Here is a 13,895-nt window from a genome sequence, read left to right on the forward strand (position 1 = left end):
CCCACCGCGGCTGGATGCAGTCCGAGGGCCACCGGCGCAACATGCTCAACCGCTACCACGACGCCGTGGGCATCGGCATCATCTGCGACGCCGACGGCACCATGTGGGCCACCATGAACATGGGCCGGTTCACCGGCTCCACCCGCCCCGCCTACGACAACCACGTCCCGGCCGACCCCATCGTGCACAACAACGACGGCGGGACCACCTGCCGCGACTTCAACCGCTCCGCCGCGAGTGCGCCGCTCCCGGTCCCGCTGCCCCCGCTGAAGCCGGGGGAGTTCCGCGACGTGAACGGGGGACCGCACGCGCCGGCCATCAAGGCGCTCGCGCTGCGCGACATCACGAACGGGTGCACCGCCGAGCTCTTCTGCCCCGACCGGCAGATCACCCGCGCCCAGATGGCGTCGCTCATCGCCCGTGCGCGCAAGCTGCCCGCCACGGGGGGGAGCTACTTCACCGACATCGCCGGCTCCCCGCACGCCGGGGCGATCAACGCCCTCGCGGCGGCCGGGATCACCGGGGGCTGCGGGCCGGACCGCTTCTGCCCCGACGCGCCGGTCAGCCGCGCCCAGATGGCGTCGTTCCTCCAGCGGGCGTGGAAGCTGCGCAGCCTCTCCCTCTCCCTGTCGCTCGGCGACCGCTTCTCCGACATCGCCTCGTCGGTGCACCGGACAGCCATCAACACGATCGCCTCGGCGGGGATCACGCGCGGCTGCGGTGACGGTCGCTACTGCCCCAACCAGCCGGTCAAGCGCGCCGAGATGGCCTCGTTTCTCGCCCGTGCCCTCGGGCTCGTCTGACAGGTTCCTACTCGAGCGTCCGTGGGTCCGTCGCGCTGAGGGATCAGCGGACCGCTCCCGGGCCTACAGGTCGCGCCGGGCGAAGGCCAGGGCGGCGAGCCCGAGGACGACGGCGGGATAGGCGACCCCCCACGCGACGAGCGCGGCCGACGGGGGGTGGGACGAGGCGAAGGGGATGCCGGGAACGTCGCCGGCGGCGAGCAGCAGCGGCGACTGCGCGAAGTACGACGCGGCGCGCCACACCATGTCCGACGGGACGGCGACGCCGACCGCAGTCGCGAGCGTCGTCATGGCGGCGTTGTCGAGGGCCCGGCCGACCGTGGCGATGATCCCGCCGAGCCAGGCGAGGCCGAACAGCGACAGCACGACGACGCCGTTGGCGAGGGTGGGCAGCACCGTGCTGCCGAGCAGCGCGAGGCTGAGCATGGCGGCGGCCTGGACGGCGAGGAGGCCGATCGCCATCAACGGGTTGAGGGCGGTGTAGCCGGCGATGAGGTGGGCGGCGAGCAGCAGCCCCCCGGCCATGAAGGTCACGTAGAGGGCGAGGATCGCGGTCAGGCCGAGCCAGCGGCCGACGAGGTAGTCCCTGCGGCGCAGGGGACGGGCGAGCACGGCGTGCAGCGTGCCGGCGTCGATCTCTCCGGAGACCGCCCCGACGCCGAGCAGGACCGCGAGGAGCCCGGCGAGGAAGTAGACGCTGTAGAGCCCGAAGACGGTCAGCAGCGTCGACCCGAACGCGGACAGCGCCGTCTCCGCGGGACCATCGCCCCGGGCGTCGAGGAGCGAGAACCCGGCGATGAACAGTGCGGCGAAGAGGGCGCTTACGAGCGTGCCGGTGACGACGAGCCGGCGCTTCACCGCCTCGGCCACGGTGAAGCGCGCGATCGTGAGCGCCCTCACGGCGACGCCCGCCCGACGAGCCCGACGAAGAGGTCCTCCAGGGACTGGCGCACCGGCACGAGCGCGTGCAGGCGGTAGCCGGCGCGCACGAGGCGCTCGGCGGCGACGGGAGCGACGGCGAGGTCGTCGACGGCGAGCACGACCGTGGAGGGGTCCGCCCTCAGGACCTCGCCGTGCTCCCGCAGGAGGCGCAGGGCCTCCTCGTCGACCCGGTCGAGGGTCAGACGGAGCTCGGTGGCCGCGGCGAGGAGCTCGTCGAGGCGCCCGGCGCGCACGACCCGTCCGCGGTCGACGATGGCGACGCGGTCGCACACCATCTCGACCTCGCTGAGCAGGTGGGAGTTCAGGAAGACGGTGACACCCTCGGCGCGCAGCTCGCGGACGATGTCACGCACCCGGCGCCGGCCGACCGGGTCGAGCGCCGAGGTCGGCTCGTCGAGCAGCACGAGGCGTGGACGCCCGAGCAGCGCCTGCGCGAGCCCGACGCGCTGCGCCATCCCCTTGGAGAAACCGCGCAGGCGCTCCCCGGCGCGTTCGGCGAGCCCCACCCGCTCGAGCACGTCACGCGCCCGCGCCCGGCCCGCCGGGCGGTCGAGCCCGGCGAGGCGCGCGTGGAAGGCGAGCAGCTGCTCGGCGGTCATCCAGTCGTGGAACCGGAAGTGCTCGGGGAGGTAGCCGAGCTCGCGCCTGCTGGCCGGGTCGCCGGCGGGGCGCCCGAAGATCCACGCCTGCCCCGCGGTGGGCCGCACGAGACCCGCGAGGATCTTCAGCGCGGTCGTCTTCCCGGCGCCGTTGGGCCCGAGGAAGCCGAACACCTCACCGGGTTCGACGGTGATCGACAGGTCCGCGAGGGCAGCCCTGCGCCGGTAGTCCTTGCGCAGACCCTCCGTCGCGATCGCCGCCGTCCCGTGGCCCATGGTTCCGCATTCAAGACGCAAACGCCCCCGCGAGCCATTGCTGCGCACGCAGCCGAGTCCCCGGGCGGACGGTAGGCTGCCTCGACATGGGTGCGGAGACAGCCGGCCTGCGCTTCGACGACCGCGGCCTCATCCCGGCCATCGTGCAGCAGCACGACACCGGGGAGGTGCTCATGCTCGCGTGGATGAACGCGGACACTCTCGAGGAGACGCTCCGCAGCCGAGAGACGGTGTTCTGGTCCCGCAGCCGCGGCGAGCGCTGGCACAAGGGCGCGACGAGCGGCAACACCCAGCGCGTCGTCGAGGTCGTCGCCGACTGCGACGCCGACGTGCTGCTCGTCAAGGTGGACCAGCACGGCGCGGGGGCGTGCCACACCGGCGCGCGCAGCTGCTTCCAGCAGCGGATCGCGGCCCGGTGACCGTCCAGGACGTGGCGGTCCGGGGGGCGGCGCCCTACCGGCCGACCCGCGAGGAGTTCACCGCGCTCGCGGCCCGCCACGCGGTCGTGCCGGTATGGCGGGAGGTCCTCGCCGACCTCCAGACGCCGCTAGCGGTGTACGACCGGCTGCGCACCGCGGGCGGCCCGACCTTCCTCCTCGAGTCGGTCGAGAAGGGGGAGCGGTGGGGCCGCTACTCGTTCATCGGGCTGCGCCCGTTCCTCACGATGTCCGCGCAGGGCGGGCAGGTCCGGCTGGAGGGCGCCGCCCCTGCCGCCGCCCGCGACGCGGCGGCCGGCGGCGACCCGCTGGCCACCCTCGAGGCGCTCGCCGCCGCGCTCCGCGCACCGCAGCTGCCCGGACTGCCGCCGCTGTTCGCCGGCGCTGTCGGCTATCTCGGGTACGACATCGTGCGATTCGTCGAGCGGCTGCCGGACACGACGGCCGACGACCTCGCCCTCGACGACGTCCGCCTGGTCTTCCCCGGCCAGCTCATCGCCTTCGACCACCTCCGCCAGCGGCTGCACGTCGTCTCGAACGTGCTCGTGGGGCGCGACCCGGGCCGCCAGTACGACGAGGCCCTGACCGCCTCCGAGGATCTCGTCGACGCGCTGAGCGCGCCGGTGCGGGCACCGCCCGTGGCTCCGCCGCAGGCGACGAAGGTGACGGACGCGGCGGCGAACATGACGCGGGAGGCCTACCTCGCCGCGGTCGAGGTGGCCAAGGAGTACATCCGGGCCGGCGACGTCTTCCAGGTCGTGCCGTCACAGCGTTTCTCCCTCGACACCGACGTCGACCCCTTCTCCGTCTACCGGGTGCTGCGGGTGATCAACCCGTCCCCGTACCTCTACCTGTTCGACTACGGCGACCTGCAGATCGTCGGCTCGTCGCCGGAGGCGCTCGTCAAGGTGGAGGCCGGCGAGGCCTCCATATGGCCGATCGCGGGCTCACGGCCGCGGGGGGCGACCGACGCGGAGGACGAGGACCTCGAGCGCTCGCTGCTCGCCGACGAGAAGGAGCGCGCCGAGCACGTGATGCTCGTCGACCTCGCCCGCAACGACCTCGGCCGCGTGTGCGAGGTCGGCACGGTGAGGGTCGCCGCCTTCATGGAGGTCGTGCGCTACAGCCACGTGATGCACCTGTCGTCGCGGGTCACCGGGCGGGTGCGACCCGACGTCGCGCCCGTCGGCGTCCTTCGCGCGACCTTCCCCGCCGGCACGTTGACGGGCGCGCCGAAGGTCCGGGCCATGGAGATCATCGACGAGCTCGAGACCACCCGCCGGGGCGTGTACGGCGGTGGGATCGGCTACCTCGACCTCGCCGGCAACCTCGACCTCTGCATCGCGATCCGCACCCTCGTCTTCGCCGGTGGGCGGGCCCACGTGCAGGCAGGGGCGGGGGTCGTCGCCGACAGCGTGGCCGAGAGGGAGTACGCCGAGACGCAGGACAAGGCCATGGCCCTCCTCGCCGCCGTCCGTGCCGCCGAGGGGCTCACCGCCGCGCGTGCGGGCCCCGACCGGGGGCCCCGCTCGGCACCCGGAACCGTGGGCCCGTGAGCCGCCGGACCCCTCTCGCGGCCGCCCTCGCCGTCGTGGGCGGGCTCGTGCTCGCGGGGGCGACGACCGGGGACTGGGTCGTGGCCGACCGCGTGCGCGAGGTCGGTGGCGTGGCGCTCGTCGACCCCCGCGCCACACCGGGCGTGGCCATGGCGCCCCAGGCGGTGGCCGCCGGGGTGCTCGGAACGTTCGCGGGGCTCGCGCTCGCCGTCGCCCGGGGACGGGGCCGGCGCCTCGTCGGAGCGCTGCTCGTCATCGTGGGCGTCGGTGGCGGCGCGGTCCTGGCTGCGGGGGTCACCCGGGCCGCGCGTGAGCCCGGCGACCTGACCGCGGCGCCGTGGATCGCGGCGGCGGGCGCCGCGGCGCTCGTCGCCGCGGGGGTCGTGGCCTGGCGGCGACCTGCGCCCCCTCCGGCGCTCGGGAAGCGCTACTCGCTCGAGGGCGCGGAGGACGACGACGAGTGGGAGCTCGCCGAGGGGCAGTAGTCCTCGCGGGCGCCCCGGTGCAGTAGCCCCAGCAGGCCGTCCCGCGGCGGGGGAAAGTGCGCAGAGTGGTGATCCGGCCACGTTAAGGAGTGCCTGCTGCGTGCGCGCTTCTTCTCCACGCCTGATCGGGTCGGGGCCCGTAACGCCACCGGTGTACCGGACGTTAGGGCTGATGAGGGCTCAGGTCGCTTGAGCGGTGAACGACGGCCGTCCCGCCTGCATCGCAGGGTGGAGCGGGCGGGCACAATGCGCCTGATGGGAGGGTGGACACCGCGCCTACCTCGCCCGCACGGCGCGAGGCCGGTGACGGTCACCGGCTGGCGCAAGGAGGCCATGATGTGGGAACGGACGAACGTGCGGCGACCCTCGCAGCGCGACGTGGCACTTCTCGTCGTCGCCGCCCTGGCGCTCACGCTGCTGCCGGCGGTCGCCCTCGCGCAGCCGCAGCCCGTGGAGAACCCGAACAACGCCTGTCCAGACGACACGAACCCGCCGTCACCCTTCGTCGACCGCGCGCAGATCCCCGAGGTGCACCGGCTGAACGTCGACTGCGCGTTCAACAACAACATCACCGTCGGCTTCGCCAACCAGACCTTCGGGCCGCGCATGATCGTGCGCCGCGACCAGTTCGCGTCCTTCATGGTCCGCACCATGCAGGCGGCCGACGTGCAGCTGCCGCCCCCGAGCGACCAGGGCTTCACCGACATCCAGGGCAACGTCCACCGCGACGCGATCAACATCATCGCCCAGACCGGCATCACGGTCGGTACCTCACCGGGGCGGTACAGCCCGGCCGGACGCCTGCGGCGTGACCAGATCGGGTCCATGGTGCTGCGAGCCGCGGCGTTCATCGAGGACGTGCCCCTCGAGCGCCTGCAGCGGGAGAGCGGCCCGTTCGCCGACGTGCCGCCGACGAACGTCCACGCGCGCAACATCAACGGCGCGCGCGCGCTCAACCTCACCATCGGCAGGACCGCCGGCACCTACCAGCCGACGGTCGGCACGCGCCGCGACCAGATGGCCTCGTTCCTCATCCGCCTGCTCGCGGCCCTGAGCGAGGGACCGCTGATCCCCGCCGAGGACCGCGCGAACACGCTCGACCTCGTCCCGGAGACCGCGACGAACCCCGTCGCCAGCACGCACACGGTGACGGCGACGGTGCACGACGACCGGGGCGCCCGCCTGCCGGACGCGAACGTCCACTTCCAGGTCTACCGCGACACGACCGGCACCGGCACCTTCAGCGGTCCGGTCACGAGCGGCATGCAGCGCACGAACAACCAGGGTCAGGCCCGCTTCACCTACACCGGCCCGGCCAACTCGGCCAGGGACGTGATCGTCGCGTGCGCCGCCCGCCCGAACGAGCCCTGCGGGGTCACCGACCAGCAGCCCGCCACCGACGGGACGCAGTTCACCGGCACGCCGCAGGTCACGTCCAGGGTCTTCGACACGGCGAACAAGCGCTGGCTGCACCCCGACGAACGCGTGACCCGGGTGGTCTTCGACCAGGTGCTGGCGATCAACCGGGTGGGCACGGCGCACACCGCGACGGTCACCGCCAGGGACGTGAACAACCAGCCGGTGAGCGGGGCGAACATCCGCTTCGAGGTCTACCGGGACGACGCGTCCACCGGCGCGGGGGTCTTCACGGGCCCGGTCGCCCAGGGCAACACCACGACGAACGCCCAGGGGCGCGCGACGTTCACCTACACCGGACCGGCGCAGACCGCCGAGGACCGTATCGTCGCGTGTGTCCCCCGCCAGGGGTCCTGCCAGGTCACCGACCAGCAGCCCGCGACCGCCGGGACGCAGTTCACCGGCACCCCCACCGTCGGGGCACAACCGCACGCCGTCGGCACGAAGCGCTGGGTGGTCCCCGCGGCCGCGACGTCGCTGACCGCGCGGGCGTTCGGGTTGAACGTGAACCTGCTCGGATCCGCCGTCGTCCAGCGGCTGCCGGAGGTGTCCATCACCCTGCCACCGCCGCAGCAGCGCGTCGCGGAGACCTCCACGGTGACGGTCCCCGTGTCGCCCCTGGCCAACGCCCGGTTGCTGCGGGCGGTGGCGCGCGGTGACCTCGACGTCGGTTTCGCCCAGGGTGATGCCGAGGCGGCCGATGTGGAGCTCCTCAACACCACGGGCCGTCCCGCGATCAGCGCCGACGCGGTCCGCGCGGTGTCGACCTCGACGTGCCCGGCCGTACCCGGCGATCTGGCCCGCGCGAGCGAGGGCACCATGGTCGCCAACCTGCGGATCGGCGACACGGTCGTCCCCGTCACGACGGCCCCGAACACCGTCGTCGAGGTGCCGGGCGTTGCCCGGGTCGTGGTCCGCGAGGTCATTCCCGACCCGGCGGGGACGGGTGCCGGGCACGGCTTCACGGTTCGCGCACTGCGTGTCACCCTCCTGCAGGCTGTCGGCGGCCTCGGACCTGCCGGGACCGAGATCATCGTCGGCGAGGCGCACTCGCGGATCGTCTGCGCCGCCTGACGTGGCGCCCCTCTGCCGGAGCGGCCTACGATGGCCGCTCCGGCAAGGAGCGTCCGTGACCAGCTTCCTCGACAGCGCCTGCGCGTCCGCGCGGGAACGCGTGCGTTCCGCCGCGGGCCGCATCGGCCTCGACGAGCTGCGTGACCGGGCGGGCGCGACCAGCCCGCCGCCTTCCTTCGCTGGCGCGCTCGCCGCACCGGGGGTGACGGTCATCGCCGAGGTGAAGCGCGCGAGCCCCTCGCGGGGGGCGATCGCCGCGATCCCCGATCCGGCGGCGCTCGCCCGCTCCTACGCCGACGGTGGCGCGGGTGCGGTGAGCGTCCTCACGGAGCCACGGTGGTTCCAGGGTTCGCTCGGTGACCTCGAGGCGATCGCGGCGTCGGTGGGCGTCCCGACCCTGCGCAAGGACTTCGTCGTCGACGACTACCAGCTCTGGGAGTCGCGGGCGGCGGGCGCGAGCGCCGTGCTCCTCATCGTCGCGGCCCTCGACGACGCGACGCTGCAGCGCCTGCTCGCCACCGCTGCGCACGCGGAGCTCGACGCCCTCGTCGAGGTCCACGACGCGGGGGAGGCCGCCCGGGCCGCCGCTGCGCACACCGCGTGCGGAGGCAGCCCGCGGCTCGTGATCGGTGTCAACGCCCGCGACCTCGCCACCCTCGCCGTGGACCCCGACCGCTTCGCCGCCGTGCGCGACGCCGTGCCGTCCCACGCCCTCGCCGTCGCGGAGAGCGGCGTGCGGGGACCCGACGACGTGCGCCGGCTCGCCGGGCTCGGAGCCGACGCCGTGCTCGTCGGCGAGCACGTCGCACGCGCGCCCGACCCCGCGGCGGCGGTCCGGGCCCTCGCCCTCGCCGGATCGGCGACCGACGCGCCGACGGGGGCGACCCGGTGACGGCTGTCGAGGGGGCCAACATCGGGCACTTCGGACGCTTCGGCGGACGGTTCGTGCCCGAGGCGCTCGTCGCCGCCCTCGACGAGCTCGACGAGGCGTTCGCCGACGCGATGGACGACGAGACCTTCACCGGGCGGTTGGCCGCCCTCGCCCGCGACTACGGGGGGCGCCCCACCCCCCTCTACCCTGCCGAGCGCCTGTCCGCGCACGGCGGCGGGGCTCGCATCTACCTCAAGCGGGAGGACCTCGCGCACACGGGCAGCCACAAGCTCAACAACGTGCTCGGCCAGGCGCTGCTCGCCGCGCGGATGAGCAAGCAGCGGGTTATCGCCGAGACGGGCGCAGGCCAGCACGGGGTGGCCACCGCCACCGCCGCGGCGCTCCTCGGCCTCGCGTGCACGGTGTACATGGGCGAGGAGGACTGCCGCCGCCAGCGACTCAACGTCGTGCGGATGGAGCTCATGGGCGCCGAGGTCGTGCCCGTGCGCGCGGGCACCCGCACGCTCAAGGACGCGATCAACGAGGCGTTCCGCGACTGGGTGACGAATGTCGCCACGACGCACTACCTCATCGGGTCCGTGGTCGGTCCGCATCCGTTCCCCCTCCTCGTCCGCGAGTTCCAGAAGGTCATCGGTGAGGAGACCCGCAGGCAGGTCCGCGAGGCGGAGGGGCGCCTTCCCGACGCCGTCGTCGCCTGCGTCGGGGGCGGCTCGAACGCGATGGGCGCCTTCCACGCCTTCGTGCCCGACGCCGCGGTCGCCCTCGTGGGGGTCGAGGCGGGCGGTGAGGGCATCGGCGGGGACCGGCACGCCGCGACCCTGTCCGGGGGCAGCGAGGGCATCCTGCACGGGGCGCGCTCGTTCGTCCTCCAGGACGACTACGGTCAGGTCCGCCCCACGCACTCGGTGTCCGCCGGCCTCGACTATCCCGGTGTCGGGCCCGAGCACGCGTGGCTCGCCGACTCCGGCAGGGCCCGCTACGTAGCGGCGACCGACACGGAGGCGCTCGAGGGCTTCCGCCTGCTCTGCCAGCTCGAGGGGATCATCCCGGCGCTCGAGCCGTCCCATGCCGTCCTTCCCGCGCTGCGTATCGCCCGCGAGCTCGGGAGCGACGGTGTCGTCGTGCTCAACCTGTCGGGCCGGGGCGACAAGGACGTCGACGAGGTGGCCCGCGTGCTCGGCCTGCAGCAGGCATGACGGTCGAGCAGCGCCCCGGTGCGGCCGCGGCGACGGCCGACGGCTCGCGGGTCGCGCGGGCGGTGCGTGCCGCCAACGACGCGGGGCGGGCCGCGCTCGTCGTGTACCTGCCGGCCGGCTACCCCGACCTCGACACCTCGCGGACGTGCCTCGAAGCCGCAGCCGAGGCGGGGGCGGACCTCCTCGAGGTCGGGTTCCCCTACTCCGACCCGCTGATGGACGGGCCGGTCATCCAGGCTGCGTGCCAGGCGGCGCTCGACTGGGGCTACACCCCCGCCGACGACCTTGCCATGTGCGCCGCGCTCACCGCGGCGGTCGAGGCGCCCGCCCTTGTGATGACCTACTACAACCTCGCCTGGCGGTACGGCGGCCCCGGGCGGCTCGACGCCTTCGCCGCCGACGCGGCCGCCGCGGGGCTCGTGGGAGCGATCCTGCCGGACCTCCCCGCCGACGAGGGGGGGCCGTGGACGGCGGCTGCGGCCGCGCACGGACTGGCCACCGTCTTCCTCGCCGCGCCCACGTCGACCGCCGAACGGCTCGCGGCCGTGGCCGGGGCGTCGACGGGATTCGTCTACGCGACGTCGACGCTCGGCGTCACCGGTGAGCGCTCCTCGCTCGCCGCGACGGCGGCGCCCCTCGTGGAGCGTCTCCGCGCCTGCACCGACCGCCCGGTGTGCGTGGGCATCGGCGTGTCGGCGCCCGAGCAGGCTGCCGAGGTGGCGGGGTTCGCAGACGGCGTCATCGTCGGGTCGGCCGCGGTCCGGGCCGCCGGGGAGGGCGGCCCCGACGCCGTCCGCCGGCTCGTCGCCGCGCTCGCCGAGGGCTGCCGCCTCAGGTGAGCCGTCCGACGGCGACGGCCACGACGAGGACGAGGGTCGCGGCGAGCAGTGCCGCCGCGGTGATCCGGCGCAGCCGGTTCGTGAGATCGGCGCCGAGGGCGCTGCGGTCCGGATGGTCGCGCGGAGGCGGGGAGCGGTCGCGGGTCACACCCGCACGGTAGCCGCTCAGGCCGGCGGGCACCTCGAGGGGCGGGCGAGGACGTGGCGCAGCGCCTCCTCGAGGTTGGCGTGGCGGAACACGTAGCCGTCGGCCTCGGCGCGCTCGGGCAACGCGCGCTGGCTCGCGTAGAGCAGCGAGTCAGCGAGCTCGCCGAGGACGAGCCGGGGCGCGAACCGCGGAACCGGCAACGCCGCCGGGCGAGAGAGGACGCCCGCGAGGGTGCGGGTGAACTCGGCGTTCGTCACCGGGCTCGGCGCGACCGCGTTGACCGGTCCGGCGAGGCCGTCGCTGGCCAGCGCGTGAGCGATGAGGCCGATCATGTCGTCGATGGTGATCCAGCTCCAGTACTGCCGGCCCGAGCCGAACCTGCCCCCGAGGCCCAGCCGGAACGGCAGCAGGAGGCGCGGCAGCGCCCCCCCTTCAGCGCTCAGGACGATACCGGTGCGCAGGTGCACGACGCGCACCCCCGCCTCGCGGGCGGCGTCCGCCGCCGCCTCCCAGGCGACGCACACCTCGGCGAGGAAACCGTCTCCGGGGGCGCTGTCCTCGGTGAGAACCTCGTCGCCGCGGTCACCGTAGTAGTCGATGCCCGAGGAGCCCACGAGCACCCGGGGACCGTCGGTCGTTCCCGCCATAGTCCGCGCGAGCAGCGCGGTGCCCTGCACCCGGCTGTCGCGTATCCGCCGCTTGCGCTGCTCGGTCCATCTGCCTGCGGCGATGGGCTCGCCGGCGAGGTGCACGACCGCGTCGACGCCGCGCAGGGCGTCCTCGTCCATCCGTCCGGCCGCCGGGTCCCAGGTGACCTCGTCGGGCGCTCGCGGCGGTCGCCGGGTGACCCGCGTGACCTCGTGTCCACCGGCCACGAGGAACGGCACGAGACCCGAGCCGATGAACCCGGTCGCCCCGGTGATCGCGATGTGCATGGGGGCTCCTCGGGCCGGGGAGCCGAACGCTAGCGCACCCTCGCCGCATCGCAGACCGATACCTGGTGCGGCAAGGACGTTACACGGGGCGATACGATGGGGCGTCGCTACGGCCCCGGTGGCGGAATCAGGCAGACGCGCAGGCTTCAAGTCCCTGTATCTACGGATGTGAGGGTTCGAATCCCTCCCGGGGCACCGCGAGGCGACGGACCGCTGTCGCTCTTCTAATCGCCTTGCGGGTGCCCCCCGGTCCCTTCCGGCCGGGGCCGGTCGTGTCGTAGACTTCGGGTCCGCCCGGGCGGCTGTGGTCTTCTGCTACGCCCCCGGTGGGCCTGCCCGACGACGAAACCAGGTGGTGTGAGACTTCACGGCAACGTGCAGAAGCGGCTCGCGGAGGCGCGCGCCGAGATCCTCCGGCTTCGCGAGACCTTGCGCGTGCTCGACGAGCAGGTCGCGTACCAGCAGGGCGTCGCCGACGACGCCACGACCCGGGCGACGGTGGCCGGCACCCCGCTGGCGGACCGCGAACGGCGAGAGGCCGTGGAGGACCTGCGCCGGCTGAAGCGTCAGCGCGGCGAGACCGCCGCGCGGATCGACGAGCTGACGTCCGAACAGGACGCCCTGCTCGACCGGCTGGGCTAGCCAGACGCGAGGAGGGAGCCCGTGCCCATGACCGCCGCAGCGGCCGCCGCACCCGAGGAGGACGAGTTGACGCAGCGACCCGACCGCCCCATCCGGGTCCTCATCGCCGAGGACGAGGCGCTCATCCGCCTCGACCTCAAAGAGATGCTGATGGAGGAGGGGTTCGACGTGGTCGCCGAGGTGAGCGACGGGGCGACCGCGGTGCGGCTGGCGCGGGAGCTGCGGCCCGACCTGGCCATCCTCGACCTCAAGATGCCGGTCATGGACGGGATCCAGGCGGCCGAGCAGATCACCCGTGAGCGGCTGTCGGCGGTCCTCATCCTCACCGCGTTCAGCCAGCGTGACCTCATCGAGAAGGCTCGGCGGGCCGGCGCGATGGCCTACCTCGTCAAGCCCTTCCAGAAGCACGACCTCCTGCCCGCCATCGAGATCGCCGCGGGGCGGTTCAAGGACCTGCAGGGCCTGGAGAGCCAGGTCGGCAACCTCACCGACCGCCTCGAGGCGCGCAAGGCCGTCGAGCGGGCGAAGGGGTTGCTTCAGGAGCACGAGGGGATGGCCGAGCCGGCGGCCTTCCGCTGGCTGCAGCGCACCGCCATGGAGCGCCGCCTCACGATGAAGGCGGTGGCCGAGCAGGTCCTCGAGCGCTACGGCGAGGCCTGACCTCCTGCGCCCCGCCACGCGCGCGAGAGCGCCCGCTGTTCCCACGGTTGGGCCGCCGACCGCTCACGCGCCGTCAGCGGCGCCGAACGCGTCATCGCCGTGCCTGCCCTTCGTTACTATGGGCGTCGTCGAGACCTCAAGGAGCGATACGGTGACCACCCGATTTCGCGCACTGGTCGCGCTGCTGGTCCTCCTCGCCGCGGCCTGCGGGGACGGCGGTACGGAGCCGGGCGCGCCGGCCGGTGACCCGACGGAGAATCCCGACGACCTCGGGCTCGCCGAACCGGGTGTCCTGCTCGTCGGCTCCGACCTCAACTTCCCCCCCTTCGAGTTCGTCGAAGGAGGGGAGGAGCGGGGCTTCGACATCGAGCTCATGAACGAGATCGGCGCCCGTCTCGGTGTCGAGGTCACCTACGTCGACGCGAACTTCGACACAATCTTCCAGCAGCTGGCCGGCGGCGACTTCGACGCGATCATCTCGGCCATCACCATCACCGAGGAACGCGCGCGGACCGTCGCCTTCACCGATCCCTACTTCGAGGCCACCCAGGCCCTCGTCGTGCCCGAGGACTCCGCCATCGCGAGCACCGAGGACCTCGCCGGTCAAGAGGTCGGCGCCCAGGCCGGCACGACCGGCCTCGACTACGCCCGGGAGAACTTCACGGAGTCCACGATCACCGAGTTCCCCGACTACCCGGCGGCGTTCGCGAGCCTCGAGACCGGCGGGATCGACGCGGTGCTCGCCGACCTGCCTGCTGCGGTCGAGGCGGTGGCCGACAGCGACGCCCTCGAGATCATCGAGGAGATCGACACCGACGAGCAGTACGGCATCGGCGTCCAGCAGGACAACGACGCGCTGCTCGACGCGATCAACGAAGCGCTCGCCGAGATCATCGCGGACGGCACCTACGAGCGCATCTTCACCGAGTGGTTCCCGGAGGCAGAGGTGCCCGAGCGGTTCCGCGCCGACGGGGCGGCCGAGTCGTAGCGCCCCT

Annotated in this window: 15 protein-coding genes and 1 tRNA gene; 12 read left to right on the forward strand and 4 right to left on the reverse strand. The window is 73.7% G+C overall.

Annotation, left to right across the window (positions count from 1 at the left end):
* The coding region (locus tag VM324_09020) for an S-layer homology domain-containing protein (protein HVL99416.1) at window positions 1-803 on the forward strand (803 nt) is incomplete at its 5' end.
* Window positions 804-866: 63 nt separating this feature from the next.
* Here VM324_09020 and VM324_09025 read toward each other — a convergent pair.
* Both VM324_09025 and VM324_09030 read right to left on the reverse strand, forming a co-directional pair.
* Window positions 867-1,703, reverse strand: a complete 837-nt coding sequence (locus VM324_09025; protein ID HVL99417.1) for an ABC transporter permease subunit — start codon at window positions 1,701-1,703, stop codon at window positions 867-869.
* A complete protein-coding gene (locus VM324_09030; protein HVL99418.1) occupies window positions 1,700-2,620 on the reverse strand; it encodes an ABC transporter ATP-binding protein in 921 nt (306 codons plus the stop codon). Before VM324_09030 ends, VM324_09025 begins: the two co-directional genes overlap by 4 nt.
* An 86-nt stretch (window positions 2,621-2,706) precedes the next feature.
* Here VM324_09030 and hisI point away from each other — a divergent pair, with 86 nt between their 5' ends.
* From hisI to trpA, 7 genes are all read left to right on the forward strand, one after another.
* The gene (gene hisI, locus VM324_09035; GenBank protein ID HVL99419.1) at window positions 2,707-3,039 is read left to right on the forward strand and encodes a phosphoribosyl-AMP cyclohydrolase; all 333 of its coding nucleotides are present in this window, start codon (window positions 2,707-2,709) and stop codon (window positions 3,037-3,039) included.
* Window positions 3,036-4,613, forward strand: coding sequence for an anthranilate synthase component I (gene trpE / locus VM324_09040; protein ID HVL99420.1), 1,578 nt, complete (start codon window positions 3,036-3,038; stop codon window positions 4,611-4,613). Before hisI ends, trpE begins: the two co-directional genes overlap by 4 nt.
* Window positions 4,610-5,098 (forward strand): Trp biosynthesis-associated membrane protein, encoded by a 489-nt coding sequence (locus VM324_09045; GenBank protein HVL99421.1) that lies wholly within the window; start codon window positions 4,610-4,612, stop codon window positions 5,096-5,098. The genes trpE and VM324_09045 overlap by 4 nt, the downstream gene beginning before the upstream one ends.
* A gap of 303 nt (window positions 5,099-5,401) precedes the next feature.
* Complete coding sequence (locus VM324_09050) at window positions 5,402-7,588, forward strand: choice-of-anchor P family protein (protein HVL99422.1); 2,187 nt, start codon at window positions 5,402-5,404, stop codon at window positions 7,586-7,588.
* Window positions 7,589-7,643: 55 nt separating this feature from the next.
* Window positions 7,644-8,480, forward strand: a complete 837-nt coding sequence (locus VM324_09055; protein ID HVL99423.1) for an indole-3-glycerol phosphate synthase TrpC — start codon at window positions 7,644-7,646, stop codon at window positions 8,478-8,480.
* Entirely contained in the window at window positions 8,477-9,676 is a 1,200-nt protein-coding gene (gene trpB, locus VM324_09060) for a tryptophan synthase subunit beta (protein HVL99424.1), read from the forward strand. Before VM324_09055 ends, trpB begins: the two co-directional genes overlap by 4 nt.
* On the forward strand, window positions 9,673-10,515 hold the full coding sequence (trpA, locus tag VM324_09065) for a tryptophan synthase subunit alpha (GenBank protein HVL99425.1): 843 nt from the start codon (window positions 9,673-9,675) through the stop codon (window positions 10,513-10,515). The genes trpB and trpA overlap by 4 nt, the downstream gene beginning before the upstream one ends.
* Here trpA and VM324_09070 read toward each other — a convergent pair.
* Entirely contained in the window at window positions 10,508-10,663 is a 156-nt protein-coding gene (locus VM324_09070; protein ID HVL99426.1) for a hypothetical protein, read from the reverse strand. The genes trpA and VM324_09070 overlap by 8 nt on opposite strands.
* A gap of 17 nt (window positions 10,664-10,680) precedes the next feature.
* Window positions 10,681-11,598, reverse strand: coding sequence for a TIGR01777 family oxidoreductase (locus VM324_09075; protein ID HVL99427.1), 918 nt, complete (start codon window positions 11,596-11,598; stop codon window positions 10,681-10,683).
* A gap of 112 nt (window positions 11,599-11,710) precedes the next feature.
* On the opposite strand from VM324_09075, the gene VM324_09080 reads away from it, so the two are divergent.
* From VM324_09080 to VM324_09095, 4 genes are all read left to right on the forward strand, one after another.
* Window positions 11,711-11,793: transfer RNA gene (locus VM324_09080), tRNA-Leu, on the forward strand.
* Between the two features lie 162 nt (window positions 11,794-11,955).
* The gene (locus VM324_09085; GenBank protein ID HVL99428.1) at window positions 11,956-12,240 is read left to right on the forward strand and encodes a hypothetical protein; all 285 of its coding nucleotides are present in this window, start codon (window positions 11,956-11,958) and stop codon (window positions 12,238-12,240) included.
* Between the two features lie 27 nt (window positions 12,241-12,267).
* Window positions 12,268-12,900 (forward strand): response regulator, encoded by a 633-nt coding sequence (locus VM324_09090; protein HVL99429.1) that lies wholly within the window; start codon window positions 12,268-12,270, stop codon window positions 12,898-12,900.
* Window positions 12,901-13,051: 151 nt separating this feature from the next.
* A complete protein-coding gene (locus VM324_09095; GenBank protein HVL99430.1) occupies window positions 13,052-13,888 on the forward strand; it encodes a basic amino acid ABC transporter substrate-binding protein in 837 nt (278 codons plus the stop codon).
* The last annotated feature ends 7 nt before the right edge of the window (window positions 13,889-13,895 follow it).

Source organism: Egibacteraceae bacterium, assembly GCA_035540635.1.
Taxonomy (GTDB): Bacteria; Actinomycetota; Nitriliruptoria; order Euzebyales; family Egibacteraceae; genus DATLGH01.

Coding starts and splice junctions, on each gene's coding strand:
- VM324_09030 (HVL99418.1), bottom strand. CDS start 2,620: ATGGGCCACGGGACGGCGGCGATCGCGACGGAGGGTCTGCGCAAGGAC.
- trpA (HVL99425.1), top strand. CDS start 9,673: ATGACGGTCGAGCAGCGCCCCGGTGCGGCCGCGGCGACGGCCGACGGC.
- VM324_09075 (HVL99427.1), bottom strand. CDS start 11,598: ATGCACATCGCGATCACCGGGGCGACCGGGTTCATCGGCTCGGGTCTC.
- hisI (HVL99419.1), top strand. CDS start 2,707: ATGGGTGCGGAGACAGCCGGCCTGCGCTTCGACGACCGCGGCCTCATC.
- VM324_09090 (HVL99429.1), top strand. CDS start 12,268: ATGACCGCCGCAGCGGCCGCCGCACCCGAGGAGGACGAGTTGACGCAG.